We start from the raw sequence: 22459 nt of genomic DNA, 5'->3' as shown, positions 1-22459 counted from the left end.
GGTGGGCGAGATCAGCAGCGCCACCAGCGAACAGAGTTCGGGCGTGGGCCAGGTCGGCGAGGCGATCAGCCAGATGGACAAGGTCACGCAGCAGAACGCCGCGCTGGTGGAAGAAAGCGCCGCGGCCGCCGAATCGCTCAGGTCGCAATCGCGCCGGCTGGTGCAGTTGCTCGACCGGTTCCAGACCGCCTGAGCCCTCGGGCACCTGGGCAAGAACCGGCCGAGGCCGGTTTTTTTGCGTCTGCCGAGTGACCTTGCCAGGGCGGCTTGAACGGAACCGCACCCGGCGCAATACCGCATGGGCACTAGCCGTTGGCGCATGGCAACGGCTGCTGGTGCAAGGGGAGGGGCGTGGCTAGCATCGGCTGCGGTTGCTGACCAGCGCCGCCAAGGCGCTCCAGCGTCCAGGACCTCGCCCTCCACCCTGACTCCACCGCACCATGACCGACTCCATGCGCCCCACGAACGACACCGACCTCGACGACGCCACCGAAGACATGCTGGCCGACGTGGAGAGCGCCATCTGGTATGGCTTCGATTCTCCTGAAGAGATCGAAGCCATGATCGACAGCGACGCCGCCGCTGGCCACGGGTTCGACATCGACAAGGTCAAGGCGGTCGCTACCGAGACGCTCGCGAAGAAGCGCATCGCCGAGGCGGGGTGGCCGCAGACCACCGATTGCGACAAGCTCGACCGCGCCTTTGCCCGTCTGAACGAGCAAGGCATCTGCGCCCTGCACTGCGCCGGCGACACCCAGGACGACGGCATTGAAGCCGTGAGGGAGGTGCTGGCGGACGAGAGCATTCCGGAGGACAAGTATCACGGCTATTGCTTCTATTACAGCCAGGACATCGACCGTGCGCTCGACGAACAAGGTCTGTTGCTGGCCTTCGGCCACGCCGACCGCAGCGAAGCGAAGAAGGCGGAACACGTGGCGGTGGCGCAGGCGATCTGCGAAGCCCTGCGACAGGAGGGTTTGACGGTCGACTGGGATGGTTCGACGAAACGCCGCATGGTCATGCCCAATTTCCACTGGCAGCGGCGCACGCCGGGCTGAGCACAGCACCCACAAAAACAGAAGCCCGCCTGGCGTCGTTTGACGCCGGGCGGGCTTCTGTTTTGAGTGGTCAGCGCGGGCTCAGGGTTTGAGCTGGGCGCGGATCTCGCCGCCCTTGTGGGCGTTCGAGTGCACGTTCACATACAGCGAACCCATGTTGTAGGCCGCCAGTTGCGCGGGCGTGAGCTTGGCGCCGGCCGGCACCACGTAGGTGTTGTCGCCGGTCTTGGTCAGCGGCACGATGACCGGGCCGTTCTGGCCGGCGGGCCCGATGTGGATGTGGGCCATGGTGCTCACCACGCCTGCCGTGGTCACGCTGCCGCTCACCGAGCCGTCGGCGCTCACCTTGATGTTGGCGGTGCCGCTGGCGGTGGTGGTCACGGGAGGCACTTCTTGCGCGCCGGTGAGTTTTTCGTCGCCGCGCACGGCGCTGGTCACCGAGCCGGTCATTTTGTCGACGGTGGCACAGCCCATCAGGGTGGTGAGCGCGGCGGCGGCCACGAGGCCGAGCAGGGTCTGGGTGCGGAACAGTGATGACATGGGAACTCCTTGGATTCGACAACCGAACCAAGCCAGTATGGATTCGCCGCGCGGACGGGTCATGGGGGTTGACCCGGGGGTTGCCCGGACGTCACCAGCTGCCGCTGTTGGCCATGTCCACCCAGGGCTGGCTGGGGGGCAGGGCGTCGCCTTGTTGCAGCAGCTCGATGGAGATGTTGTCGGGCGAGCGCACAAAAGCCATGTGGCCGTCGCGGGGCGGGCGCAGGATGGCCACGCCGTGGGCCTGCAGGCGCTCGCAGGTGGCGTAGATGTCGGCCACCTGGTAGGCCAGGTGGCCGAAGTTGCGACCTCCGGTGTAGGTTTCCGGGTCCCAGTTGTGGGTGAGTTCGATCTGCGCGCTGTGGTCGCCGGGTGCGGCGAGGAAGGCCAGCGTGAAGCGGCCTTGCGGCACTTCGCGGATGCGAACCACTTCCAGACCGAGCGCATCCCGGTAGAACTTCAACGAGGCATCGAGGTCGGTCACGCGGACCATGGTGTGCAGGTATTTCATGGGGGGCTTTCGGGAGGTCGGAGTGGTTGTCGATGGGACCGAAGTTGCAAGACCTTTTCAGGAGCCGGCTTTTCGGGAGCGCAGCAGATCGTCCACCGTGGGCACCAGCGCGAGCACGGCCAGCATCAGCGCCAGCGGCACCGTGAAGCCATAGCCCACCTGCTTGAAGCCATACGCGCCAGCGATGCCGCCGGTGGTGAAGGCCAGCAGCAGACCGGCCAGCACCACCATGCGTTTGCGGTCGGCGCGCACCTTCAGGGGGTGGTCGGGGTTGTGGTTCCAGTAGATGAGTTTGCCCAGCTCGATGCCCAGGTCGGTCACGATGCCGGTCATGTGGGTGGTGCGGATCACGGCGTTGGAGAGTTTGGTGGCAATGGCGTTCTGCAACCCCATGATGAAACACAACAGCACCACAGTGAACGGAATCAGCAGACCTTCGAACGTGGAGAGCTGCGCACCCAGCAGGCCGAAGCACAGGATGAGCGAGGCCTCCAGCAGCAGCGGCAGGGCGTACTCGCTGGAGAGCTGCCTGCGCCGCGCGAAGTTGACCATGATGGCGCAGCACATGGCGCCCATCAGGAAGGACAGCACGCCCACGGCGGCGTCCACCACCAGGCCCAGCTGACCCAGCGCCAGGTTGTCGGCCAGCGAGGACACCATGCCGGTGACGTGCGAGGTGTACTGCTTCACCGCCAGGAACCCGCCAGCGTTGATGGCGCCGGCCACGAAGGCCAGCACGAAGCCGAGTTCCCGGTTGGACTCGGCGGTGCGCTGGGTGCCGATCAGGTAGCGGGCGTAGTTGGCGGGCATGGTGGGGCCACGTTACATCACAGCGGGCGAAGGGCGCTCAGTGCCCCAGCAGGTTGTGTCGCACGTGCAGCAGGTGGTCGAGCGTGCCGGCCTTGGCGCGGGCGGCGTCGCGGTCGCGCAGGGCGTCCACCAACTGGCGGTGCTCCTGCTGGTAGGCCAGGCGGCGCTCGGGCGTGACGCTCTTCTTCTTCAGCTGTCCCCAGTCGCCCTGGGCGCGCACCTGTTTCATGAGCTTGAACACGCTGGAGACGAAGGTGTTGTGCGCCGCGTCGGCAATGGCTTCGTGCAGTGCACCGTCCCAGTGCTCGAACTCTTCCAGGCTGGCCGCGCGTTCGGCGCTGGTGCAGCACGACAACATGCGCGCGAAATCGGCTGCGGTGGCGTTGCGCACCACCAGGTCGATGATGGCCGGCTCCAGCGCCAGGCGCGCTTCCATCAGCTCGGCCGGGCTGGTGTGTTGCGCGGAGTCCTGCTGGATCAGGCGGTCCAGGCCCGAGGAGGCCTGCTGCGCCACAAAGGTGCCGCTGCCCACGGTCTGCTCGATCAGGCCTTGTTGCTTGAGATCGGCCAATGCCTTGCGCACCGTGGTGCGGCTCACGCTGTAGCCCTCGGCGAGTTCGCGCTCGGTGGGCAGGCGGTCGCCGGCCTTCCAGTGCCCGGCCTGCAGCTGGGTCAGGATGGTTTCGCGCAGGGAGGTCGAGATGGTCATGGTGCGGCAAATATACCAAAGCAGACCAATGGCCGGCGCCTCTCACCGGATCGATTCTCGTACGTGAAAACCCGATGAAGTCATCGCGGCTTCTGGTCTAACATCGGTTCTTTCTGGTATCTATTGGTACTTATTGGTATTAATTCACAAGGAGCGTCTGTGCGCATTGCCACGTTTGTTCATGAAGGTCAACGCCGTGTTGGTCAGGTTTCCGCCGACGGTCAGAGCGTCACGGCCTTTGCGCTGGATGCCGCCCAGGCAGCGCGGGGCGCCTTGCCCCTGATCGAAGCCGCCGCGCAGGGTGCGGCTTTGCCGGCGCTGACGGGCCCGGCCATCGCGCTGGCTTCGGTGCGCCTGGAGGCGCCTTTGCCGCTGCCCCGACGCAACCTCTGGTGCGTGGGCCGCAACTACCACGAGCACGCCAAGGAGCTGCAGACCTCCGTGTTCAAGGACAACAACGCCAACCCGGCCACCTGGCCGATCGTGTTCACCAAGGTGCCCGAGTGCGTGATCGCCACCGGCGACGAGGTGCGGATGCCGGGCGCCGCCGTGTCGGAGCAGATCGACTACGAAGCCGAGCTGGCGGTGATCATCGGCGTGGGTGGCAAGAACATCGCGCGCGATGACGCGATGAGCCATGTGTACGGCTACACCATCGTCAACGACGTGACCGCGCGCGACGTGCAGATGCGCCACCAGCAGTGGGACATGGGCAAGTCGTTCGACACCTTCTGCCCCATGGGCCCCTGGATCGTCACGGCCGACGAGCTGGACGGCCAGCACACCCGCGTGCGCTGCTGGGTCAACGGCACGCTGCGCCAGGACGGCCGCACCGAAGACCTGATCTTCGACATCCCGACGCTGATAGCAACCATTTCGCGCGGCATCACGCTCCATCCCGGCGACGTGATCGCCACCGGCACGCCCGCCGGTGTGGGCATGGGCCTGAAGCCGCCCGTGTTCCTGCGCGCGGGCGACGTGGTCCGCATCGACATCGACGGCATCGGCACGCTGCAGAACGCCTTCGTCTGACACCTTTCAAACCAACAGGAGACCTCTTGATGAACCGACAACTTCGCAGCCTGTGCCTGGCCGCCGTGACGGTCGCTGCCGCCTGTGCGGCCGTGGCGCAAACCGCCTACCCGACCAAGCCGATCACCATGGTGGTGCCGTTCCCGCCCGGTGGCGTGGCCGACACCGTGGGCCGGCCGGTCGCCGAGGCCATGGGCAAGCACCTCAACCAGACGGTGGTGGTGGTCAACCGCGGTGGCGCGGGGGGTGGCATCGGCATGGCCCAGGTGGCCAAAGCCGCGCCCGACGGCTACACGATGTTGATGGCGCTGTCGTCGGTGGTGGTGCTGCCCGAGGCCGACAAGATCTTGAACCGCGCGCCGATGTACGAGCTGGACCAGCTGGTGCCGATCGCCCGCATCACGGCCGACCCGACCGTGCTGGTGGTGCGCGCCGACAGCCCGTGGAAGACCTATGCCGAGTTCATGGCCTACGCCAAGGCCAACCCGAGTCGCGTGACGTTCGGCTCATCGGGCAACTACGGCACCATGCACGTGCCGATGGAGCAGCTCAAGGCGGCCACGTCCAGCTTCATGCTGCACGTGCCCTACACCGGCGCTGGCCCGGCGCTGCTGGGTTTGCTCAGCGGTCAGATCGAAGCAGTGGCCAGCGGCCCGGCCAGCGTGGCGGGCCAGATCAAGGCGGGCAAGCTGCGTGCGCTGGCGCACTGGGGTGAGGGCCGCCTGGCCCTGCTGCCCGATGTGCCGAGCTTCAAGGAACTCGGCGTGCCGATCAGCTATTCGCAGTGGTCGGGCATCTTCGTGCCCGCCGGCACGCCGCCCGACGTGGTGGCCAAGCTGCGTGAGGCCGCTCGTGCGGCCACCAGGGACGAGCGCACCATCCAGATCATGACCACGGCCGGCACGTCCTTCCAGCACCAGGACGCACCGGAGTTCGATCGCTTCGTCAAGGAAGACGCCAGCACCATGCTCAAGGTGGTGCAGCAGATCGGACGCGTCAACTGACGCCTTGTGTTCGTGCTTGTAAAGGCGGCTGGACAGGGTGAATTCCCTAGGTTGAGAAGTTCGTAAGTTCGCTAACAATCACGCCATCGCAAAAGGCAGGTTGGCGGCGTGCAGCAGGCCGACAACACAAGACACAGGAGCACGGATTTCCAGCAGTCCCGCGGGCCGAAAGGCCTGCGGGTTTCTCGTTGGGGATCGACATTCATGAGCAACGAATACATTCTCGAGACGCAGGATCTCACCCGCGATTTCAAGGGATTTGTCGCGGTTGACAAGGTCAACCTCAAGGTCAGGCGTGGCTCCATCCACGCGCTGATCGGCCCCAACGGTGCCGGCAAGACCACCATGTTCAACCTGCTCACCAAGTTCCTGCCCGTGACCTCGGGCAAGATTTTCTACAAGGGTGAAGACATCACCCACCACAAGGCGGCCGAGGTGGCACGCACCGGCATGGTGCGATCGTTCCAGATCTCGGCCGTGTTCCCCCACCTCACCGTGCTGGAGAACGTGCGCATCGGCCTGCAGCGCAAGCTGGGCACCAGCTTTCATTTCTGGAAACCCGAGTCCAGCCTGTACGCGCTCAACGACGAAGCCATGGCGCTGCTGGAGCAGGTTGACCTGGGCAGCTTCGCGCAGACCCAGACGGTGGAGTTGCCCTACGGCCGCAAGCGCGCACTGGAGATTGCCACCACCCTGGCGCTCGACCCCGAGCTGATGCTGCTGGACGAGCCCACGCAGGGCATGGGCCATGAAGACGTGGGCCGGGTGGTCGAGCTCATCCGCAAGGTGGCGGCCAACCGCACCGTGCTCATGGTGGAGCACAACATGAACGTGATCGCCAACCTGTCCGACACCATCACGGTGCTTGCGCGCGGCTCGGTGCTGGCCGAAGGGCCCTACGAAACCGTGTCGAAAGATCCGCGCGTGCTCGAGGCCTACGTGGGCACGGTGGAAGAAGCATGAGCAAGGTATTGCTGAAGGTCGCCGACCTCAACACCTGGTACGGCGAATCGCATGTGCTGCACGGCATCAACTTCGAGATCCGCGAAGGTGAACTGGTCACGCTGCTGGGCCGCAACGGCGCGGGTCGCACCACCACCGTCAAGTCCATCCTGGGCCTGGTGGGCAAGCGCACCGGTTCGATCCAGATCGACGGCGTGGAAACCATCCACATGCCGACCAACAAAATTGCCAGGCTGGGCCTGGGCTATTGCCCCGAAGAGCGCGGCATCTTCTCGTCGCTGAGCTGCGAGGAAAACCTGATGCTGCCGCCCAAGGTGGGCGAGGGCGGCATGAGCGTGGAAGAAATCTACGCCATGTTTCCCAACCTCAAGGAGCGCCGCAACAGCCAGGGCACGCGCCTGTCGGGCGGCGAACAGCAGATGCTGGCGATGGCGCGCATCCTGCGCTCGGGTGCCCGCATCCTGTTGCTCGACGAGATCACCGAGGGCCTGGCACCCGTGATCGTGCAGACGCTGGGCCGCGTGATCCGCGCGCTCAAGGCCAAGGGACTGACCATCATCCTGGTCGAACAGAACTTCCGGTTCGCCGCCCCGCTGGCCGACCGCCACTACGTGATCGAACATGGCCAGATCGTGGCCACGGTCAACAAGAACGAGCTCGAGAGCAAATCCGACATGCTCAATGAGTATCTGGGCGTCTGACGCCCTTCCACCAAGAGGAGACTTTCCATGAAACGCAAACTGATTTCGACCGCCGTCACCACCGCCATTGCCACCGTGCTGGCCGGCGGTGCTTCGTTCGCCGTTGCCCAGCAAGGCAAGTTGACCGGTGATGCCGTGAAGATCGGCGTGCTCACCGACATGTCGGGCGTGTACGCCGACTACGGCGGCCCCGGTGCCGTGGCAGCGGCCCGCATGGCCGTGGCCGACTTCGGCGGCACCATGTTCGGCAAGCCGATCGAGGTGGTCAGCGCCGACCACCAGAACAAGCCCGACATTGCCAAGAACGTGGCCCAGGGCTGGTTCGACCGCGACGGCGTGGACATCTCGGTGGAAAACCTGAACTCCGCCGTGGCCCTGGCCGTGCAGGCCCTGGGCAAGGAAAAGAACAAGATCACGATCACCACCGGCGCCGCCTCGGCCCGTCTGACCAACGCCGATTGCGCACCCGCCACCGGCATCCATTACCTGATGGACACCATTGCCTTGTCCAACGTGGTGGGCAAGGCCATCGTGAAAGACGGCGGTGACAGCTGGTACTTCCTGACCGCCGACTACGCTTTCGGCCACTCGCTGGAGAAAGACACCGGCGACGTGGTGAAGGCCGCGGGCGGCAAGGTGATGGGCGCCGTGCGCCACCCGCTGTCCACCGGTGACTTCTCGTCCTTCCTGCTGCAGGCGCAAACCTCCGGCGCCAAGGTGGTGGGCCTGGCCAATGCCGGTGGCGACACCGTCAGCAGCATCAAGGCCGCGGCCGAGTTCGGTCTCACCAAGAAGCAGAGCCTGGCTGCCTTGCTGATGTTGATCACCGACGTGCACGCCATCGGCCTGCCCACGGCTCAGGGCCTGTACCTCACGGAAGCGTGGTACTGGGACCTGAACCCCGAGACCCGCGCCTGGGCCGACAAGTACGCCAAGGTGATGAACAACCGCAAGCCGAACTCCAACCATGCCTCGGTCTATTCCTCGACCATGCATTACCTCAATGCGGTGAAGGCCGCCGGCACCGATGACACCGATGTGGTGATGGCCAAGATGAAGGCCACACCGATCAACGACATGTTCGCCAAGGGCGGCAAGATCCGCGAAGACGGCCGCATGGTGCACGACATGTACCTGTTCCAGGTCAAGAAGCCTTCGGAGTCCAAGGGCGCGTGGGACTACTACAACCTCAAGGGAACCATCAAGGGCGATGACGCCTTCCTGCCGCTGGCACAGAGCCAGTGCCCTGCCGTGAAGAAGTGATCCGAACGGAGTTGAACTGAGTCGACCGGGCGGGCCGTGATTCACGGCCCGTCCCCTTTCACCGGACTGCAATGACTGAACTATTTGGTGTGCCGATCGCGGCCTTCATGGGGCAACTCATGCTGGGGCTGGTCAACGGCTCTTTCTACGCGATCCTGTCGCTGGGCCTGGCCGTGATCTTCGGCATGCTCAACATCGTCAACTTCGCGCACGGTGCCCTGTACATGGTGGGCGCCTTTTTTGCGTGGATGTTGCTCAATTACGCGGGCGTGAACTACTGGTTTGCCCTGCTGCTCGCGCCCATTGGCGTGGGCGCCATCGGCGCCCTGATCGAGATGACCATGCTGCGCCGCCTGCAGCAGCTCGACCACCTCTACGGCCTGCTGCTCACCTTCGGCCTGGCGCTGATCTTCGAGGGCGTGTTCCGCGAGTTCTACGGCTCGTCGGGCCAGCCTTACGAGCTGCCCGACATCTTCCGCGGCGTCTTCGACCTGGGCTTCATGATGCTGCCCAAGTACCGCGCCTGGGTGGTGTTCGTCTCCATCTTCCTGTGCCTGTTCACCTGGTACGTGATCGAGAAGACCAAGCTGGGCGCCTACCTGCGCGCCGGCACCGAAAACCCCAGCATGGTCCGCGCCTTCGGCATCAACGTGCCCCTGATGGTGACGCTCACCTACGCCTTCGGCGTGGGCCTGGCCGGCCTGGCCGGGGTGATGGCCGCGCCCATCTACCAGGTGAGCCCGCTCATGGGCTCCAACATCATCATCGTGGTGTTCGCCGTGGTCGTCATCGGTGGCATGGGCTCCATCCTGGGCTCCATCCTCACGGGTCTGGCGCTCGGCCTCATCGAGGGCCTCACCAAGGTGTTCTATGCGGAACTCTCGTCCACCGTGGTCTTCATCATCATGGTCATCGTCCTGATGATCCGTCCGGCAGGTCTGTTCGGCCGGGAGAAATAATGTCCAAAGCCACCCGCAATGTATTCGTGGTGCTGTTCCTGGCACTGCTGGCGGCCCCTTTCGTGGGCTACCCCATCTTCCTCATGAAGGTGCTGTGTTTCGCGCTGTTCGCCTCCGCGTTCAACCTGCTGATCGGCTTCACCGGCCTGCTCTCGTTCGGCCACGCCATGTTCTTCGGCTTCTCGGCCTACGTGGCCGGCCACGCCGCCAAGGTGTGGGGCCTCACGCCGGAGCTGGCGATATTGGCCGGCACGTTGAGCGCGGCCTTCATCGGGCTGGTCACGGGCTGGCTGGCGGTGCGCCGCCAGGGCATCTACTTCGCCATGGTCACGCTGGCGCTGGCCCAGATGGTCTATTTCATCTGCGTTCAGGCGCCGTTCACCTACGCGGAAGACGGCATCCAGAGCATTCCGCGCGGCCAGCTGTTCGGCCTGATCGACCTGACCGACGACACGGTGATGTACTACGTGGTGGCGGCCATCTTCGCGGCGGCCTTCGCGCTCATCTACCGCATCATCCATTCGCCGTTCGGGCAGGTGCTCAAGTCGGTGCGTGAGAACGAACCCCGCGCGCTTTCGCTGGGCTACAACGTCGACCGCTACAAGCTGGTGGCGTTCGTGCTCTCGGGCACCATCGCGGGCCTGGCCGGCGCGACCAAGTCGATCGCCTTCGGCATCGCCACCCTCACCGACGTGGGCTGGCAGATGTCGGGTGAAGTGGTGCTGATGACGTTGCTCGGCGGCATGGGCACCATCCTCGGCCCCACCGTGGGCGCGGCCGTGATCGTCACCATGCAGAACTACCTCTCGGGCCTGGGCTCCATGGTCTCGATCATCATGGGTGCGACCTTCGTGGTCTGCGTGCTCATGTTCCGCCGCGGCATCGTGGGCGAGATCGAGCACCGTTTCGGGGCAAAAAAGGGCTGAGGCCTCGCCCCGGGCTGTGCCCGGACAACAAAAAACCGGCCTCGGCCGGTTTTTTGTTGTCTGGCGCTGTCTGTCTCAGGCGGCCGCGGTCTGGTGCGATGCCGCTTCGCGCGAGATGTGCGCCACGGTCTGCTGGGGTGAACACTCCGACCACAGCGCGCGAGCGCAACCTTCACACTGGCCACACTGCGTGGCCACGCCCAGCTCGAGCTGGATGTCGTCAAACCCCATGCCCGAGCGTGCGCAATGGGCAATGGTCTTGTCGCTGATGCGGCGGCAGATGCAGACAATCATGGTGCTGGATGGGTCTCGTGAATCTGAACGAATGATAATGAATCGCATTCAGATCCGCAAGACCGCTCAGCGGACCAACCCGGCCGGCAAAAAGGTCAGCTGACGGAGCCCATCTGGCTTTGCAGGTAGTTCTGCAGGCCCACCTTGTCAAGCAGTTCGATCTGGGTTTCCAGGAAGTCGATGTGCTCCTCGGTGTCGTCCAGGATGCCCTGCAGCAGATCGCGCGAGACGTAGTCGCGCACCGTTTCGCAGTGCGCGATGCCGGCCTTGATGGTGTGCTGCGCGCCGGTTTCCAGTGCCAGATCGCTCTTGAGGATCTCGGGCACGTCCTCGCCAATGCCCAGCTTGCCCAGGTCCTGCAGGTTGGGCAGGCCGTCGAGGGTGAAGATGCGGTCCATGAGCTTGTCGGCATGCTTCATTTCACCGATGGATTCTTCGTATTCCTTGGCCGCCAGCTTGTCCAGGCCCCAGTGTTTGAGCATGCGGTAGTGGACGAAATACTGGTTGATCGCGGTCAGCTCGTTCTTGAGCTGCGCCTGCAGATGCGCGATGGCCTGGGGATCGCCTTTCATGGGAATACTCCTTGTGTTTGGTGTTGTGAAAGGCGTTGATTGTCACCGGCGTGCTGCGATGCGGGAAGTGCAGCCCGGGCGCAGTGCAGGCCATCCAGGGATGGCAGGCGTTTCAGGCACAAAAAAACCGGCCGAAGCCGGTTTTTCCCATGTCCGAGCGGTCGGCTTCAGGCCGAGAGGAAGCCCCGTCCGGCGCCGCCCACGGAGGCTGCGCCGACCTGGCGGCCATAGGTGGGTTGCTGGCCGTGCTGGGGCAGCAAGCTGGTCACGGCGCGCTGGCTCTGGGCGTTGGCGCGCAGCACGGCCTGGCGCAGGCGGGCAAAACGTTCGGCCGCCGTCAGCAGGGCTTGTTGCTGTTCGCTGCCCGGCTCACCCAGGGCGATGGTGGGCGGCGCCTGTTGCAGCACCTTCTGCATGGCCGCACTGGCCAGCGCCACCGCAGGCGCATCGCCACGCAGCAAGGCGGCCTCCAGGGCATCGAGTTCCACCTGCAACGCGCCGATCCAGGGGTGGTAGTTGGTCGAGGAGGTGCTCATGACAGGCCCGGATGGTGGTTGGGGAGAAATCAGGTGCGCGGGCCGAGCATTTCGGCTGCATTGGCCAGCATCTTGTCGGCAATGGCTTCGGCGTTGACCTGGAAGCTGCCGTTGGCGATGGCCGCCTTCATGGAAGCCACCTTGTCGGCGTTGAACACGTCGCCACCCGAGACCGCGCGGGCCTCGGTGGTGGAGGACGAGAGGGTCACGGTCACGCCGGTCTGGGGCTTGGCCGCGCTGGCGGCCGATGCCGCAGCGCTGGCTTCGGCCGCCGCGGGCGCGGTGGCCTTCTGGGGGCCGCCGGCCACAGAACCAATGTACGAATCCGGTGATGAATCGACTTTCATGTCACGCTCCAAACCCCGAAGTCAGGGCCTTGTCCTGACTGTATCGACCCTGATTTCCAGAACTTTAATCAAACGCTTGTGGTGTTCGTCACGATTTCGGGGCCATCTGCACGGGCCTGAGCAAAAAAGGCCTCAATCACAGGGCCAGTTCGACCGTCTGGGCGTCGCGCACCACCCCGGTCACCACCCGTCCGCCGGGCAGTTTGACGCGGGCGGATTCGCCCACCATGCCCGCCGTGAGTGCCCGGCCGGTGGCTGAAACGCTGAAACCACCACCTTCGCCGCTCACCCGCACCTGGGTGCCCGGCGCAAAGGCCTGGGGGGCGCGCACCATGTTCTCGCGCAGCGCCAGGCCGGCGGTCAATGGAAAGGCCGCCAGCTGACCCACCCAGCGCTCGGGCACGGCCAGCACGCCGGAGCGCTGCTCTGCCCAATCGATTTCGGCGACTTCAGCGTCTTCTTGAGTGAGGGTGTCGCCCGCGGCCACCGCATGCTTGAGCACCCAGGCCGGCCCCCAGGCTTTCACGGTGACGGGCACGAACACGTTCCAGCGCGTGGGGCCGTCCACGCAGCGCAGGCCGACGCGGCTGCGTCCCCACAGCCGTGAGCCCTTGGGCAGATGGGGCTCGACCCGGTTGCAGGGCGCCAGCTTCAGGCGCGCGTCGAGCGAGCCCATCACCACCTCGGCGCGCAGCGGCATGGCGGCGTCCTTGGGCAAGGCGGTGGCCAGGGCGGGTGTGAGGAAGTCGTGGGCCATCTTCTCCAGCACAGCCGGCTCGTTGGCCTGGGCGTTCCAGCCGCACAGCGTCAGTGCGGCCAGGGCCATGAGACGGGCTGTGATGGAGGAGAAGAAGGAAGAGGGCAGCAGCTTGGGCATGGCCTGCACTGTAGGGCGCCGCCGGTTGCGGGAAAGCCGGGAAAAGGCGGTCTTAGGGGTCTTTGTTCCGGCCATTGAAGACCCTCAAGATTTCCATAATCCGTTCAACGCCCTGGTGTCCGTGCCCTCTGAGGAAGGCCAGTCACCCGCCCCGCAACCCGTGCCATGAGGTGAACATGCTTGAACAGATGACCGCCCGGCTGGACTTCCATGCCAACGCCCTGCTGCTGCGCTCACAGCGCCAGCAGGTCATAGCGAGCAACATCGCCAACGCCGACACCCCCGGCTACGTGGCGCGCGACTTCGACTTTGCCGCCGCGCTCAAGAACGTCTCGGGCATGCAGGGTGGCGCTGGCGTGAGCGTCACCAGCGCGGGTCACATGCAGTTGGGCACCAGCAGCGCTCAAGACCCCAGGCTGGCCTACACCGTGCAGACCCAGGCCAGCCAGGACGGCAACTCGGTCGACCTGGACCGTGAGCGCGCCAGCTTCGTGGACAACAGCGTGCGCTACGAGTCCACGCTGCGTTTCATCAACTCCCACGTCAAGACCATGCTCAGCGCCATCCAAGGCCAATAGATATGAACACCCCCCGCGTCGCTTTCAGCGCCACCCCCCTCCAGGGGGGCAACACCTGCGGCCTGGCAAAGCCAGTTCCGCGGTGTTCTTGGTTTGCACCTTTTCACGCGATGCGTGGTTGAAAGGAATTCTCATGTCGATGTTCTCCATCTTCGGTGTGTCGGGCAGTGCGGTCAGCGCGCAGTCCCAGCGCCTCAACGTGGTGGCCAGCAACCTGGCCAACGCCGATGCGGTGGCCGGGCCCGATGGCAAGGCCTACAAGGCGCGGCACATCCAGTTCCAGACCATGCCCATGGGCGGCGCGGGCAACGCCGGCGTGAGGGTGAAAGACATCACCGAGAGCCAGGACCCGGGCCGTCGCGTGCACAACCCCACGCATCCCAGCGCCGACGCCGAAGGCTATGTGAACCACTCCAACGTGAACCCGGTGGAAGAGATGGTCAACATGATTTCGGCCTCGCGCTCGTACCAGAACAACGTCGAGGTCATGAACACGGCGAAGTCGCTGTTGCTCAAGACCCTGCAGATGGGCCAGTGAGCCCCTTGATTCACAGGAACTGACCCATGTTCATCCAGCCCATCGACACCACCAGCCTCGGCAACACCGTGGGCAGCACCACCGGCACCGCGGCCAAGAACAACATGGACCCGGCGGCCTCGCAGGACCGGTTCCTCAAGCTCCTGGTCGCGCAACTCAACAACCAGGATCCGCTGAACCCGATGGACAACGCGCAGATGACGACCCAGATGGCGCAGATCAACACGGTCAGCGGCATCCAGGAACTCAACGCCACGCTCAAGGGCATGGCCACGCAGTTCGGCTCCATGCAGGCCTTGCAGGGCACCTCGCTCATCGGCCGCGAGGCCCTGCTGCCCGGTGAATCGCTGGTCTTCAAGGACGGTCAGGGCAAGGCGGCCTTCTCGCTCGAAGGCAAGGCCACCGACGTGAAGGTCGACATCATGGGCACCAACGGCGAGGTCATCAAGACCATCGAGATGGGCGCCCTCAACGGTGGTCTGCACGGCTTCAACTGGGACGCCGAGGGCGTCGATCCCGACACGGTCAAGGGCTTCCAGGTGCGCGCGTTCAGCGGCAGCGAGCGCGTGGACAGCGTGTCGCTGCAGCGCCTCTCGGTCGATTCGGTGAGCTTCTCTGGCGGCTCCATCTACATGCTGCTGCAGGACGGCAGCACCCGCGCCTACAACGACGTGCTCGCGTTCATGTGAAGCGCTGACGCACCGCCTCTCCACACCCCCATTTTCCCCACCCCAAGGACATCACCATGGCATTCCAGCAAGGACTCTCCGGCCTGAACAGCGCCAGCCGCAACCTCGACGTGATCGGCCACAACATCGCCAACGCCAACACGGTGGGCATGAAGAGCTCGCGCGCCGAATTCGCCGAGCTGTACGCGAGCTCGGTCAACGCGGCGGGCGGTGCCAACAAGGGCATCGGCGTGACCGTGGCCACGGTGTCGCAACTCTTCACGCAGGGCAACATCACGGTCACCGGCAACGACCTGGACCTGGCCATCAACGGCAACGGCTTCTTTGAAGTCAGCCAGCCCAACGGCACCATGGCCTACACCCGCGCGGGCATGTTCAAGCTCGACCGCGAAGGCAACATCGTCAACCAGCAAGGCGGCCAGCTCATGGGCTACCCCACCGATGTCGCGGGCAACCGCCTGAGCTTCGACAGCCAGCCGCTGTCACTGCCCACCAGCGCCCCGATCCCCGCGCGCCAGACCAGCGGCATCGTCGCCCAGTTCAACCTGGATGCGCGCGCGCCGGTGGCCGCCAGCGTCACGCCGCCCACGCCGCTGACGACCTACGGCACCTCGGTGGTGGCCTACGACCCGCAAGGCATGGAAGTGCCGGTGGCCCTGGCCTTCACCAAGACCGGCAACAACACCTGGGAGGTGTACAGCAGCGTCAACGGCAGTGCACCCGCCGCGTTCGCGCCGCCCCTGGTGCTGAACTTCAACGCCGACGGCTCGCTCGACCCCGCCTCCATCACACCCGCGCCCACGCTCACGCTGGCCTCGCCCAACGACCCCACCGTCACCTTCCCGGTCACGCTGGACATGACGGCGGCCAGCCAGTTCGGCACCGACTTCGCCGTCTTCGACCTCGACCAGGACGGTTACTTTCCGGGCGAGTTCGTGGGCCTGAGCATCGACGAAGCCGGTGTGGTCACCGGCCGTTATTCCAACGGCGAGACGCGCGCCGCCGGCCAGGTTGCGCTGGTGAACTTCCGCAACTCGCAAGGTCTGTCGCCGTCGAGCGGCGGCAACTGGGGCGCCACCTTCGCTTCGGGCGAGCCGGTGCGCGGTGAACCCGGTTCGGGCAACTTCGGTGGCATCCGCTCCGGCGCGCTGGAAGACTCCAACGTCGACCTCACCGCCGAGCTGGTCAACATGATGACCGCGCAGCGCGCCTACCAGGCCAACGCACAAACCATCAAGACGCAGGACCAGGTCCTCAGCACCTTGCTGAACATGCGCTGATCAAGCGCTGAACCAAACCAAGGAGCCCGCCCATGGACCGCATGATCTACACCGCGATGACCGGCGCCAACGCCGCGCAGCATCGGCAGCAGGTGCTGGCCAACAACCTGGCCAACGTGTCCACGCCGGGCTTTCGCGCCGAGCTCTCCACCTTTCGCGCCGTGCCCGTGCGCGGCGACGGTGCGAGCACGCGCGTGTTCGCACTCGAGGCCACCGCCGGCCACTCCAACACGCCCGGCGCGATCATGTCCACCGGGCGCAACCTGGACGTGGCCGCGCGCGACAACGCCTACTTCGCGGTGCAGGGGCTGGACGGCACCGAGGCCTACACCCGGGCCGGCGCGCTCGAGGTCAATCAGGACGGTTCGCTGGTCAACGCGCAGGGCCTGCCCATGCTGGGTGACGGTGGCCCGATCGTGATCCCCGAAGGTGCCCGTGTGGACATCGCCTCCGACGGCACCGTGAGCACCCGCGTGGGCAACCAGCCTTCACAACAGGTCGGCAAGCTCAAGATGGTCGTGCCCGACGAGGACAACCGCTTGAAGCGCGGCGAAGACGGCCTGTTTCGGGGCGTGCAGGGCGACCCGCTGCCCGCCAGCGACGTGGCCCGCCTGCAGGACGGCGCGCTCGAAGGCTCCAACGTGAACCCGATGGAGGCCATGGTCGGAATGATCGCCGTGGCCCGCCAGTTCGAGGTGCAGATGCGCATGCTGCAGAACGGCGAAACCAACGACAAGACCGCCAGCCAACTTCTCAGCATGAACGGCTGACCCACTTTCCTTTGCGGAGCACACCATGATCAATTCGCTGATGATTTCCAAGACCGGCATGCAGGCACAGCAGATGCAGCTGGACGTGATTTCGAACAACCTGGCCAACGTGTCCACCAACGGCTTCAAGCGCGCCAACGCGGTGTTCGAAGACCTGATGTACCAGAACCTGCGCCAGGTGGGTGCCAACACGGCCGAGCAGGCCGAACTGCCCACCGGCCTGCAGGTGGGCCTGGGCGTGCGCACCGTCGCCACCTCGCGCAACTTCTCGCAAGGCAGCATGCAGCAGTCGGACAACCCGCTGGACCTCGCGGTCAACGGCAACGGCTTCTTCCAGGTGGAGTTGCCCGACGGCACCACCGGCTACACGCGCGACGGCAGCTTCAAGCCCGACGCGCAGGGCCGCATCGTCACCTCCAGCGGTTACCCGCTCACCGCCGGCATCACCGTGCCGGCCGAAGCGCAGAGCATCACCATTTCCAACGACGGCGTGGTCACCGTGAAGCTGCCCGGCAACCCCGCGCCGCAGCAGGTGGGCAACATCGAGCTGGCCACCTTCATCAACCCGGCCGGCCTGGAGCCCATGGGTCAGAACCTCTACACCGAGAGCCTGGCCTCGGGCGCCCCGATCAACGCCGCGCCCGGCACGGCCGGCACCGGCACCGTGATGCAGGGCTTCGTGGAAACCTCCAACGTCAACGTGGTGCAGGAGCTGGTCACCATGATCCAGACCCAGCGCGCCTACGAGATGAATTCCAAGGCCATTCAAACGTCCGACCAGATGCTGCAGCGCCTCAGCCAGCTCTGATCTTGAACGGAGAAACCACCATGTTCCGCCTCGCCATCGCATTGACCCTGGCCGTGCTCGCCACCGGTTGTGAAACCATGAGCACCAAGGTCGATCTGGAGCCGGTGAAGCCCGTGACCTACGCCCAGATGGCGCCCACCGCCAACCCGGTGAACACCATGAGCACCGCGCCCAGTGGCAGCCTGTTCCGGGCCGCCAACTACCGGCCCGCCTTTGAAGACCCACGCGCGCGCATGCCCGGCGACACGCTCACGGTGCAGATCACCGAACGGCTCAACGCCAGCCAGACCTCGTCGGCCTCGATCGACCGCAGTGGCGAGATCTCGGGCGGCGTTTCGGGCTTCCCGTTCCTCAAGGCGCCGCTGCTGGACAAACTCAACCTGGGCGCGCAGTCGGACAACAGCTTCTCTGGCGACGGCAAGAACCAGAACAACAACAATTTCTCGGGCTCCATCACCACCACCGTGCAGGAAGTGCTGCCCAACGGCCACCTGGTGGTGGTGGGCGAGAAGCAGATCGGCGTGAACCAGAACGTGGACGTGTTGCGCTTCTCGGGCACGGTCGATCCGCGCCATATCCGCTCGGGCAACACCGTGGCGTCGACCCAGATGGCCAACGTGCGCGTGGAGTCGCGTGGACGCGGCGCGCAGGGTGAAGCGATGGCAATTGGCTGGTTGGCACGGTTCTTTTTGAGCGTTATCCCCTTCTGAACCCTGACCACAATGGGTCTCGTTCTGCCCACTGAGGAATTTGCGGTGAAGTCATCCCTTTCTCCCCTGCGTCTGCTGGCCCTGGCCCTGGTTTCGCTGACCATGGCCTGGCCCGCCGCCGCCCAGTCCATCCGCATCAAGGAGATCGCGGCGGTGCAGGGCGTGCGCAGCAACCAGCTCACCGGCTACGGCCTGGTGGTGGGCCTGGACGGCACGGGCGACCAGACCACGCAGATGCCCTACACCGCGCAGAGCATGAACAACTACCTGCAGCAGCTCGGTCTCTCGCTGCCGCCCGGTGCCAACATGCAGCTGAAAAACGTGGCGGCCGTGCTGGTCACCGCGCAGTTGCCCGCCTTTGCCCAGCCCGGCCAGACCATCGACGTGACCGTGTCTTCCATCGGCAACTCCAAGTCGCTGCGCGGCGGCACGCTGATCACCACGCCGCTCAAGGGCGCCGACGGTGAAATCTACGCACTCGCCCAGGGCAACCTGCTGGTGGGTGGCGCCGGCGCGTCGGCCGGTGGCAGCAAGGTGCAGATCAACCACCTGAGCGCGGGCCGCGTGCCCGGTGGCGGGCAGGTGGAGCGCGCGGTGGCCACGCCTTTTGCCCTGGGCGAAACCATCGACCTCGGCTTGAATTCGAGCGATTTCCAGACCGCCAGCCGCGTCACCGACGCCATCAACCGCGTCATGGGTGCGGGTGTGGCCAGCGCGATCGACGGCCGCGTGGTGCGCTTGCGCGCCCCGGCCAACCCGGGCGAGCGCGTGGGCTTCCTGGCCAAGGTGGAAGAGATCCGCCTGGACGCCGCGATCCCCATGGCCCGCGTGATCATCAACTCGCGCACCGGCTCCATCGTGATGAACCAGGCCGTGAGCCTGGGGGCTTGCGCCGTCTCGCACGGCAACCTCTCGGTGAGCATCAGCTCCACGCCCGTCATCAGCCAGCCCAACGCCTTGTCCACCGGCGGCCAGACCGTGGTGGCCGAACAGGCCAACATCCAGATCAGCCAGGACAAGGGCTCGCTCATCAAGCTCGACACCGCGCCGCAACTCGCCGACGTGGTGCGCGCCCTCAATTCGCTGGGTGCCACGCCGCAGGACCTGCTGGCCATTCTTCAAGCCATCAAGGCTTCGGGCGCCATGAACGCCGAGCTTGAGGTGATCTGACGTGAACCCGACCAGCGCCCTGTCCAACGGCGGCCTTGCAGCCGACCCCACAGCGCTCAATGCGCTGCGGTACGGCGCGGGCAAGGGCGGCAACGACAAGGCCGCACTCAAGGAAGCGGCCAAGCAGTTTGAATCGCTCTTCATGCGCGAGCTCATCAAGAGCATGCGCGAGGCCACGCAGAAGTCGGGCCTCATGGAAGGCGAGGGCGCCGACCTGGGCACCGACCTGCTGGACCAGCAGTTCGCGGTGCAGCTCTCGGGCCTGCCCGGCGGCTTGTCCGAGGCCATCGAGCGCCAGCTCGGCAAACAGATGCAGAACAACGCGGCCGAGAAGGCCGGTGTCTCCGATGCGCTGCCGGCAGGCAGCGACGCGAGCACCGTGGGCCGCGCCAGCGCGGGCCCGCGCCAGGCCGGTTTTGTGGACCAGCACAGCGAAGCCGCAGCCGCCGTGGCGCGCGAGTCCGGCATACCGGCAAGCTACATGATCGGCCAGGCCGGCCACGAGACCGGCTGGGGCAAGAGCGAGATTCGCCACGCCGACGGCACGCCGTCGCACAACCTCTTCGGCATCAAGGCCACCGGCGCCTGGAAGGGCAAGGTCGCCGAGATCACCACCACCGAATACATCAACGGCGAGCCGCGCAAGGTCACGGCGAAGTTCCGTGCCTACGACTCCTACGCCGACTCGTTTCGCGACTACGCCAAGCTCATCGGCAACAGCCCGCGCTACGACAACGTGATGGACCAGATCGGCTCGGTGCAGGGCTTTGCCTCGGGCCTGCAGAAGGCCGGCTACGCCACCGATCCGCAATACGCCGCCAAGCTCAGCCGCGCCATCAACACCACACTGAGCCTGCAGCGCGCTCAGGGCTGAGGACCACACCACCATGTCATCGCTGAACATCGGCGCCCGCGCCCTCAACGCCAACCTCGCTGCCCTGCAGGTCATCGGCAACAACATTGCCAACGTCAACACGCCCGGCTATTCGCGCCAGAACGTGATCCAGCAGACGTCGGGCTACCAGCAGATGGGCAACGGCTTCTTCGGCAAGGGCATGGAGATCGCCACGGTGGAGCGCTCGCACAGTGCCTACCTCACGCGCGAAGCCCAGATGGCCGGCTCCGTGGCCGCGGCCGACGCCCTGCGCTACTCGCGCCTGCAAGCACTCGAAAGCGCCTTTCCACTGGGCACCGGTGGCCTGGGCGCGGCGCTGAACGACACCCTCAACGCCTGGGCCGACGTGTCTTCGTCGCCCAGCAACCTCACCGCCCGTGTGGTGGTGATCGCCAAGGGCGAGGAGTTCGCCAGCCGCCTGCGCAACACCGCCAGCCAGCTGGATGCGCTGTCCAAGAGCACGCAGCAGCAGGTGAAGGGCTCGGTCGACGTGGTCAACGGCCTGGCGCAGGACCTGGCCAAGGTGAACCAGAAGATCATCGAGACGGCGGGTGATTCGCACACCCCCAACGACCTGTACGACCAGCGCGACCAGTTGCTCGGCGAACTCAGCAAGCACATCCAGACCAGCTCGGTCGCCAACAAGGACGGCTCGGTGAGCGTGTTCGTGGCGGGCAGCCAGCCGCTGGTGCTGGGCCAGAGCGCCAACCAGCTGGCCGTCACACCCGACCCCATCGACAACTCGCGCATTGCCCTGGCCTTCGTGCAGGGCGGCGTGTCGACACCGCTGTCCGACGCCACGCTGGGCGGCGGTGAACTCTCAGGGTTGATGAACTTCCTGAACAAGGACCTGGCAGCGGTGCAGAACCAGCTGGGCCGCATGGCGCTGGCCTCGGCCACCACGGTGAACAACCAGCACACGCTGGGCATCGACATGCAGGGCAATCCGGGCCAGAACTTCTTCATCCCCCCTGCTGCCGCCATCGGCAAAGCCAACCCGGCCAACACGGGTGACGCCGTGGTGAGTTCCAACGTGAGCGACCCGGCCGCCTTGATGGCGTCCGACTACGAGTTGCGCTTCACGGGCACCGACGTGACCGTCGTGCGTCTGTCCGATGGCGACAGCACCACCGTGCCCATCGCCTCCGCCCCGTTTGTCAAGGACGGCCTCACCTTCAACATCGACTCCGGCACGGCCGCCGCTGGCGACCGCATCCTGGTGCGCCCGTTCGAGGCCGCCGCGCGCAACCTGCAAGTGGCCATCGGCTCGCCCGACCGGCTGGCCGCCGCCAGCCCGGTGATGGTGACGCCCGGCGCGACCAACGCGGGTGGCCTCAGCGTCGAAACCCTCTACGCCGTCTCCAACTCGGCCAACCTCACCGACCCGGTGAGCCTGACCTTCCAGGCCGACGGCACCTTTGTCGCCACCGGTCTGGGCCCCGGCAACCCACCGCCCGACAACGTGGGCCCGCCCGCCACCTACAACTTCAAGCCCGGTGAGCCCATCGTGCTCAACGGCTGGAGCCTGACCTTGCGCGGCAGCCCGTCCCCCGGTGACCAGTTCAACATCGACCCGGCGCCAGCCGGCTCCACCGCGCAGAACGCCGGCAACGCCAGCGCCGTGCTCGCCCTGCGCGACCGCCCGACCTTTGAAGGCGTGGCCCTGGCCGACGGTTATGTGAGCCTGTTCTCCGACGTCGGCACCCGCGTGCAGGGCGCGAAATTCGCCACCGAGTTCTCGGCCCAGATCGCCACCACCGCCGAGACCGCGCGCGCCAACGTCTCGGGTGTGAACCTGGACGAAGAAGCCGCGCGCCTGCTGCAGTACCAGCAGGCCTATCAGGCCTCGGCGAAGTTTCTGCAGATCGCGCAGAGCACGTTTGACAGCCTGTTGGCCACCGTGGGCCGGTGAGCCTGAA

At 65.7% G+C, this 22459-nt stretch carries 27 protein-coding genes and 1 pseudogene; 19 read left to right on the top strand and 9 right to left on the bottom strand.

Annotation, left to right across the window (positions count from 1 at the left end; translation table 11 throughout):
• Together V6M63_RS09950 and V6M63_RS09945 are read left to right on the top strand one after the other, a co-directional pair.
• Positions 1-193 (top strand): annotated as a pseudogene (locus V6M63_RS09950) (methyl-accepting chemotaxis protein); the annotation flags it as partial.
• 247 nt (positions 194-440) lie between these two features.
• The gene (locus V6M63_RS09945) at positions 441-1058 is read left to right on the top strand and encodes a DUF6891 domain-containing protein (protein ID WP_332741423.1); all 618 of its coding nucleotides are present in this window, start codon (positions 441-443) and stop codon (positions 1056-1058) included.
• An 81-nt stretch (positions 1059-1139) separates the two neighbouring features.
• On the opposite strand, the gene V6M63_RS09940 is transcribed toward V6M63_RS09945, so the two are convergent.
• From V6M63_RS09940 to V6M63_RS09925, 4 genes are all read right to left on the bottom strand, one after another.
• On the bottom strand, positions 1140-1598 hold the full coding sequence (locus V6M63_RS09940) for a CHRD domain-containing protein (protein ID WP_332741422.1): 459 nt from the start codon (positions 1596-1598) through the stop codon (positions 1140-1142).
• Between the two features lie 91 nt (positions 1599-1689).
• On the bottom strand, positions 1690-2109 hold the full coding sequence (locus tag V6M63_RS09935; RefSeq protein ID WP_332741421.1) for a VOC family protein: 420 nt from the start codon (positions 2107-2109) through the stop codon (positions 1690-1692).
• Between the two features lie 57 nt (positions 2110-2166).
• Positions 2167-2919: a YoaK family protein gene (locus V6M63_RS09930; protein WP_332741420.1), complete on the bottom strand. Its 753-nt coding sequence runs from the start codon at positions 2917-2919 to the stop codon at positions 2167-2169.
• A 37-nt stretch (positions 2920-2956) separates the two neighbouring features.
• Positions 2957-3628, bottom strand: a complete 672-nt coding sequence (locus tag V6M63_RS09925) for a FadR/GntR family transcriptional regulator (protein ID WP_332741419.1) — start codon at positions 3626-3628, stop codon at positions 2957-2959.
• A 159-nt stretch (positions 3629-3787) separates the two neighbouring features.
• On the opposite strand from V6M63_RS09925, the gene V6M63_RS09920 reads away from it, so the two are divergent.
• The 7 genes from V6M63_RS09920 to V6M63_RS09890 all read left to right on the top strand — a co-directional run bounded on the left by V6M63_RS09920 (position 3788) and on the right by V6M63_RS09890 (position 10476).
• Positions 3788-4660 carry a fumarylacetoacetate hydrolase family protein gene (locus V6M63_RS09920; protein WP_332741418.1) on the top strand — a complete coding sequence of 291 codons (873 nt, stop codon included), beginning with the start codon at positions 3788-3790 and terminating at the stop codon, positions 4658-4660.
• Positions 4661-4689: 29 nt separating this feature from the next.
• Entirely contained in the window at positions 4690-5664 is a 975-nt protein-coding gene (locus V6M63_RS09915; RefSeq protein ID WP_332741417.1) for a tripartite tricarboxylate transporter substrate binding protein, read from the top strand.
• Between the two features lie 204 nt (positions 5665-5868).
• Positions 5869-6627, top strand: coding sequence for an ABC transporter ATP-binding protein (locus tag V6M63_RS09910; protein WP_332741416.1), 759 nt, complete (start codon positions 5869-5871; stop codon positions 6625-6627).
• Positions 6624-7328 (top strand): ABC transporter ATP-binding protein, encoded by a 705-nt coding sequence (locus V6M63_RS09905; RefSeq protein WP_332741415.1) that lies wholly within the window; start codon positions 6624-6626, stop codon positions 7326-7328. The genes V6M63_RS09910 and V6M63_RS09905 overlap by 4 nt, the downstream gene beginning before the upstream one ends.
• Positions 7329-7355: 27 nt before the next feature.
• Positions 7356-8591, top strand: a complete 1236-nt coding sequence (locus V6M63_RS09900; protein ID WP_332741414.1) for an ABC transporter substrate-binding protein — start codon at positions 7356-7358, stop codon at positions 8589-8591.
• A gap of 71 nt (positions 8592-8662) precedes the next feature.
• A complete protein-coding gene (locus tag V6M63_RS09895) occupies positions 8663-9550 on the top strand; it encodes a branched-chain amino acid ABC transporter permease (RefSeq protein WP_332741413.1) in 888 nt (295 codons plus the stop codon).
• The gene (locus V6M63_RS09890) at positions 9550-10476 is read left to right on the top strand and encodes a branched-chain amino acid ABC transporter permease (protein ID WP_332741412.1); all 927 of its coding nucleotides are present in this window, start codon (positions 9550-9552) and stop codon (positions 10474-10476) included. Before V6M63_RS09895 ends, V6M63_RS09890 begins: the two co-directional genes overlap by 1 nt.
• 75 nt (positions 10477-10551) lie before the next feature.
• On the opposite strand, the gene V6M63_RS09885 is transcribed toward V6M63_RS09890, so the two are convergent.
• The 5 genes from V6M63_RS09885 to flgA form a co-directional block, all read right to left on the bottom strand.
• Positions 10552-10770, bottom strand: a complete 219-nt coding sequence (locus tag V6M63_RS09885) for a (2Fe-2S)-binding protein (RefSeq protein WP_332741411.1) — start codon at positions 10768-10770, stop codon at positions 10552-10554.
• Positions 10771-10865: 95 nt separating this feature from the next.
• Positions 10866-11342: a bacterioferritin gene (gene bfr, locus V6M63_RS09880; RefSeq protein ID WP_332741410.1), complete on the bottom strand. Its 477-nt coding sequence runs from the start codon at positions 11340-11342 to the stop codon at positions 10866-10868.
• Positions 11343-11509: 167 nt separating this feature from the next.
• Positions 11510-11878 carry a hypothetical protein gene (locus tag V6M63_RS09875; protein WP_332741409.1) on the bottom strand — a complete coding sequence of 123 codons (369 nt, stop codon included), beginning with the start codon at positions 11876-11878 and terminating at the stop codon, positions 11510-11512.
• A 29-nt stretch (positions 11879-11907) separates the two neighbouring features.
• Positions 11908-12225 (bottom strand): flagellar biosynthesis anti-sigma factor FlgM, encoded by a 318-nt coding sequence (gene flgM, locus V6M63_RS09870; RefSeq protein WP_332741408.1) that lies wholly within the window; start codon positions 12223-12225, stop codon positions 11908-11910.
• A 136-nt stretch (positions 12226-12361) separates the two neighbouring features.
• On the bottom strand, positions 12362-13102 hold the full coding sequence (gene flgA / locus V6M63_RS09865; RefSeq protein ID WP_332741407.1) for a flagellar basal body P-ring formation chaperone FlgA: 741 nt from the start codon (positions 13100-13102) through the stop codon (positions 12362-12364).
• Between the two features lie 176 nt (positions 13103-13278).
• Between flgA and flgB the strand changes: the two genes are divergently transcribed.
• From flgB to flgK, 10 genes are all read left to right on the top strand, one after another.
• A complete protein-coding gene (gene flgB, locus V6M63_RS09860; protein WP_332741406.1) occupies positions 13279-13680 on the top strand; it encodes a flagellar basal body rod protein FlgB in 402 nt (133 codons plus the stop codon).
• Positions 13681-13813: 133 nt separating this feature from the next.
• Positions 13814-14218, top strand: coding sequence for a flagellar basal body rod protein FlgC (gene flgC, locus V6M63_RS09855; RefSeq protein ID WP_332741405.1), 405 nt, complete (start codon positions 13814-13816; stop codon positions 14216-14218).
• 26 nt (positions 14219-14244) lie between these two features.
• Positions 14245-14907 (top strand): flagellar hook assembly protein FlgD, encoded by a 663-nt coding sequence (locus V6M63_RS09850; protein WP_332741404.1) that lies wholly within the window; start codon positions 14245-14247, stop codon positions 14905-14907.
• Between the two features lie 56 nt (positions 14908-14963).
• Positions 14964-16187: a flagellar hook protein FlgE gene (gene flgE / locus V6M63_RS09845; protein WP_332741403.1), complete on the top strand. Its 1224-nt coding sequence runs from the start codon at positions 14964-14966 to the stop codon at positions 16185-16187.
• 32 nt (positions 16188-16219) lie between these two features.
• Positions 16220-16957, top strand: a complete 738-nt coding sequence (gene flgF / locus V6M63_RS09840) for a flagellar basal-body rod protein FlgF (RefSeq protein WP_332741402.1) — start codon at positions 16220-16222, stop codon at positions 16955-16957.
• Between the two features lie 25 nt (positions 16958-16982).
• Positions 16983-17765: a flagellar basal-body rod protein FlgG gene (gene flgG / locus V6M63_RS09835; protein ID WP_332741401.1), complete on the top strand. Its 783-nt coding sequence runs from the start codon at positions 16983-16985 to the stop codon at positions 17763-17765.
• 20 nt (positions 17766-17785) lie between these two features.
• Positions 17786-18475 (top strand): flagellar basal body L-ring protein FlgH, encoded by a 690-nt coding sequence (locus tag V6M63_RS09830; RefSeq protein ID WP_332741400.1) that lies wholly within the window; start codon positions 17786-17788, stop codon positions 18473-18475.
• Between the two features lie 12 nt (positions 18476-18487).
• The gene (locus tag V6M63_RS09825; RefSeq protein ID WP_442909569.1) at positions 18488-19645 is read left to right on the top strand and encodes a flagellar basal body P-ring protein FlgI; all 1158 of its coding nucleotides are present in this window, start codon (positions 18488-18490) and stop codon (positions 19643-19645) included.
• 1 nt (position 19646) lies between these two features.
• The gene (gene flgJ, locus V6M63_RS09820; RefSeq protein ID WP_332741399.1) at positions 19647-20519 is read left to right on the top strand and encodes a flagellar assembly peptidoglycan hydrolase FlgJ; all 873 of its coding nucleotides are present in this window, start codon (positions 19647-19649) and stop codon (positions 20517-20519) included.
• 13 nt (positions 20520-20532) lie between these two features.
• Positions 20533-22452, top strand: coding sequence for a flagellar hook-associated protein FlgK (flgK, locus tag V6M63_RS09815; RefSeq protein ID WP_332741398.1), 1920 nt, complete (start codon positions 20533-20535; stop codon positions 22450-22452).
• Positions 22453-22459 lie beyond the last annotated feature (7 nt).

The organism is Hydrogenophaga sp., assembly GCF_036675665.1.
Classification (GTDB): Bacteria; Pseudomonadota; Gammaproteobacteria; order Burkholderiales; family Burkholderiaceae_C; genus Hydrogenophaga.
Note: the sequence above shows the minus strand (reverse complement) of the source record. Positions and strands in the feature narration are given on the sequence as shown.